This is a genomic window from Kitasatospora sp. NPDC096077 (genome assembly GCF_040303245.1).
Classification (GTDB): Bacteria; Actinomycetota; Actinomycetes; order Streptomycetales; family Streptomycetaceae; genus Kitasatospora.
The window spans coordinates 1-4,020 of record NZ_JBEOSV010000138.1 but is presented as its reverse complement, the minus strand read 5'-3'; the positions used below and the strand labels follow the sequence as shown (position 1 = coordinate 4,020).

Sequence of the window (4,020 nt, the reverse complement as noted above, 5' to 3'; positions counted from 1 at the left end):
CGCGAGATCTACCAGGTCCTGACCACACCCAGCACTACATCCATCACCGCCGAGCAGCTCACCACCGCTGCTTGACATCCATAAGAGCATCCCCCGCGGGCGCGCGGCCCCGCCCGCGCGCCCGCAGCCACCCTCCGCCCCTCGATCAATCCGTCCGCGTGATCAACAGCAACAGCGCGTCGTCCCGCAACTCCCCACCCGTGTGCGCCAACAGGTCCGCGTAGACCCGCTCCACCGCCGCCTCCAGCTCCCCCGCCGAGCGCGCGGCCCCCTGCACCAGCGGCCCGACCCGCTCCGCCAGCGGGTAGAACTCCCCGCTCCTGCGGTGCCGGGCCTCGATCACCCCGTCCGTGTACAGCACCAGCACGTCCTCGGCCCCGAACGGCTGCCCCCAGGTGGTCGGTTCCCCCGTCGCCAGCCGCCCGAGCCCCAGCGGCACCCAGGGGTCGGGCGCGTCCAGCACGTGCACCCGCCCCTCCCCGTCGACCCGGATCGGCGCCACGTGCCCGTACTGCAGCAGCTCCATCTGCCCGGGCGCGCGGAACTCCGCGAACAGCGCGGTGGTGAACTCCCCGTCCGGCACGTGCCGTTCGACGCTGGCCTCGATCCGCGCCGCGACCCCCCGCAGTCCCGCCTCGTCGTACGCGGCCTCCCGGAAGGCCCCGAGCACCACGGCCGCGGTCTGCACCGCGGCCAGCCCCTTGCCCCGGACGTCCCCGACCGCGACCCGGGTGCCGTGCGGCGTCTCCAGCACCGAGTAGAGGTCCCCGCCGATCCGCGAGGCGTCCGCGGCGGACACGTACCGCACGGCGAGCCGCAGCGGCCCGACGGCCGGCCCGGGCAGCCGCAGCAGGGCCCGCTGGGCGGCCTCGGCGACCGAGCTGACCGCCGCGAAGGCGGCCGCCCGCCGCATCCGGATCCGCGCCACCCAGGCCGAGAAGAGCGTCAACACCAGATAGCTGACCATCGCACCGTAAAGGAAGCGGGCGTCGTTGATGTTGTCGACCTGGTCGTAGTGGCTGAGCCCGAAGACCGCGATCAGCCCGACCGCGCAGACGGCGAGCAGCTCGCCGGGCTTGAGGGTGAGCGCGGCGACCGCCGGGACCACGGTCATCAGCGGTGCGAGGTACCGGTCCTTGCCGGAGAGGAGGTCCGCGAGCGCGACCAGCAGGACGGCGAGCAGCGCCGGTGCGGCCCGCCGCCGGAACGGCAGGTTCTGGAGGTCGATGGCCTGCAGGGCCGGCGTGGTGGGCGACTGGGCGCGGTGCATCCGGAACACATACCGAACATTACCTAAATGCCTGATTTGTCATAAAGTTCGACCAAAGCGGTCACTCAGAGGAGGCCCTGTCCGGTGTCCGGATACCGACCCACTCCGCGCATCACCTCACCCCCCGTCCGGGCGACCGCCCGGCCCCACCACTGGGTCAAGTTCTTCCTGACCGGCCTGCTGCTCTGGGTCTGCACCGTCCTGGTGACCTTCTTCACCGACAACAGCAACCTGGTCCCGACGATCGTGCTGCTCGGCAGCTTCCTCGTCCCGGCGACGGTGGTGATCTGGGCCTACGAGCGCTACGCGGCCGACCTCGGCCCGGGCCTGATCTTCGCCTGCTTCGGCATCGGCGGGGTGATCGGCGTCCTGGGCGCCTCGGTGCTGGAGTCCTACCTGCTCTCCCCCTCGGTCTGGATGTACGTCGGCGTCGGCCTGATCGAGGAGGCGGTCAAGCTGGCCGCGCTGGTTCTGGTCTGCCGGCGACTGCGGGTCGGCGGCCTGCGGTACGGACTGGTGCTGGGCGCCACGGTCGGCGCGGGCTTCGCGGCGTTCGAGAGCGCTGGATACGCGTTCAATGCCGTGCTGAGCATCCAAGGACTCTCGCTCGACGACCTGGTGGAGACCGAGATCCTGCGCGGGGTGCTGGCGCCGGTCGGCCACATCCTGTGGACGGCGATCATCGGCGGGGTGCTGTTCCGCGAGCGGCGCGGCGGCCGGTTCCGCCTCACCGCCCCGCTGCTCCTCACCTACCTGGGCGTATCGCTGCTGCACGCGCTCTGGGACAGCACGAGCGGCATCGCGGTCTGGCTGGTCGCCCGGACCACCACCAGCGACTTCCAGCGCGCCCTGTTCGACCTGGGCTACATGCCGAACCCTTCCAGCGTGCAGGTCCACCTGTACACCGTCTACGACACCGCCGGCCTGCTCGTGGTCTCCTTGGGCGGGCTGCTCTGGCTACGGCTGCTGGTCCGGAGCGAGCCCACGGCGCCGATCCCGGCGCAGTACTCCTCCTCCCCGGCCTGACGGTCGCCGTCGCCTACGATGCGATCCTCCTCACCCACCCTCTCCGGGAAATACCCCTTAGGGGTATGGTGTTGACGAACGAGGTTGACGAACAAGAGAGCGGCAACCAGCACCCCGCACCGACCGGAGGCCCCCGATGTCCACCACCATCACCTACACCGTGTCCGGCATGAGCTGCGGCCACTGCGAGAAGGCGATCAGCGAGGAGCTCTCCGCCCTGGCCGGTGTCACCGAGGTCGCCGCCGACGCCCAGGCCGGCACCGTCACGGTCTCCTCCGCCGCCCCGCTGGTCGAGGACGAGATCCGCGCCGCGATCGACGAGGCCGGCTACGAACTGGTCGGCCGCACCGCCTGAGCCGCCCCGGACCGGTGCGGCGGGGGCCCGGCAGCACGGACCCCCGCCGCACCGACCCACCGCACGGACCCGCCGCACGGACCCACCGAGGAGCCCACCGCATGACCACCTCCGCCCCCGGCGTCGAGGCACGGGACCGGGTCGAGCTGTCGATCGGCGGGATGACCTGCGCCTCCTGCGCCGCCCGGATCGAGAAGAAACTCAACCGGATGGACGGCGTCGAGGCCGCCGTCAACTTCGCCACCGAGAAGGCCCGGGTCGACTACAGCCCCGGCGTCACGGTCGCCGACCTGATCGCCACCGTCGAGCGGACCGGCTACACCGCCGAACTCCCGCCGCCCCCGGCCCCCGTCGCCACCGAGCAGCCCGCCGCGGCCCCCGAGGAACCCGAGGAACCCGACCCGCTGCGCGAGCGCCTGCAGATCAGCGCCCTGCTCAGCCTCCCCGTGGTGCTGCTCTCGATGGTCCCGGCCCTGCAGTTCACCAACTGGCAGTGGCTGGCCTTCGCCCTCACCGGCCCGGTCGTCGTCCACGGCGGCCTGCCCTTCCACCGCGCCGCCTGGACCAACCTCAAGCACGGCGCCGCGACCATGGACACCCTGGTCTCGCTCGGCACCCTGGCCGCCTTCGGCTGGTCCTGCTGGGCCCTGTTCTGGGGCCACGCCGGGATGCCCGGGATGCGCCACGACTTCTCGCTGGCGATCGGCGCCACCGACCCCGCGGCCACCCTCTACCTGGAGACCGCCGCCGCCGTCACCGTGCTGATCCTGTTCGGCCGCCACCTGGAGGCCCGCTCCAAGCGCCGGGCCGGCGCCGCCCTGCGCGCCCTGCTCGACCTGGGCGCCAAGGACGTCGCCGTCCTCCAGGGCGGCCGCGAGGTCCGGCTGCCGGTGGAGCGGCTGACCGTCGGCACGCGCTTCGTGGTGCGCCCCGGCGAGAAGGTCGCCACCGACGGCACGGTGGTCGAGGGCAGCTCCGCGGTGGACGCCTCGATGCTCACCGGCGAGTCCGTGCCGGTCGAGGTCGCCGTCGGGGACACCGTCACCGGGGCGACCGTCAACGCGGGCGGCCGGCTGGTGGTCGAGGCGACCCGGGTCGGCGCGGACACCCAGCTGGCCCGGATGGCCAGGCTGGTCGAGGACGCCCAGAACGGCAAGGCCGCCGCCCAGCGGCTGGCCGACCGGATCTCCGCGGTCTTCGTCCCGGTGGTCATCCTGATCGCCCTGGCCACCCTGGTCGGCTGGCTGCTGGCGACCGACAGCCCCACCGAGGCGTTCACCGCCGCCGTGGCCGTGCTGATCATCGCCTGCCCGTGCGCCCTCGGCCTGGCCACCCCGACCGCACTGCTGGTCGGCACCGGCCGCGGCGC

The 4,020-nt window shown here is 72.7% G+C and carries 4 protein-coding genes; 3 read left to right on the top strand and 1 reads right to left on the bottom strand.

Annotation, left to right across the window (positions count from 1 at the left end):
* Positions 1-145 precede the first annotated feature (145 nt).
* Positions 146-1,270: a PP2C family protein-serine/threonine phosphatase gene (locus ABTZ03_RS44050; RefSeq protein ID WP_350518916.1), complete on the bottom strand. Its 1,125-nt coding sequence runs from the start codon at positions 1,268-1,270 to the stop codon at positions 146-148.
* A gap of 84 nt (positions 1,271-1,354) precedes the next feature.
* On the opposite strand from ABTZ03_RS44050, the gene ABTZ03_RS44045 reads away from it, so the two are divergent.
* The 3 genes from ABTZ03_RS44045 to ABTZ03_RS44035 form a co-directional block, all read left to right on the top strand.
* Entirely contained in the window at positions 1,355-2,296 is a 942-nt protein-coding gene (locus tag ABTZ03_RS44045) for a PrsW family intramembrane metalloprotease (protein WP_350518915.1), read from the top strand.
* A gap of 136 nt (positions 2,297-2,432) precedes the next feature.
* The gene (locus ABTZ03_RS44040) at positions 2,433-2,651 is read left to right on the top strand and encodes a heavy-metal-associated domain-containing protein (RefSeq protein ID WP_350518914.1); all 219 of its coding nucleotides are present in this window, start codon (positions 2,433-2,435) and stop codon (positions 2,649-2,651) included.
* Positions 2,652-2,752: 101 nt separating this feature from the next.
* Positions 2,753-4,020: heavy metal translocating P-type ATPase (locus tag ABTZ03_RS44035; RefSeq protein WP_350518913.1), on the top strand; the 1,268-nt coding region annotated here is incomplete at its 3' end.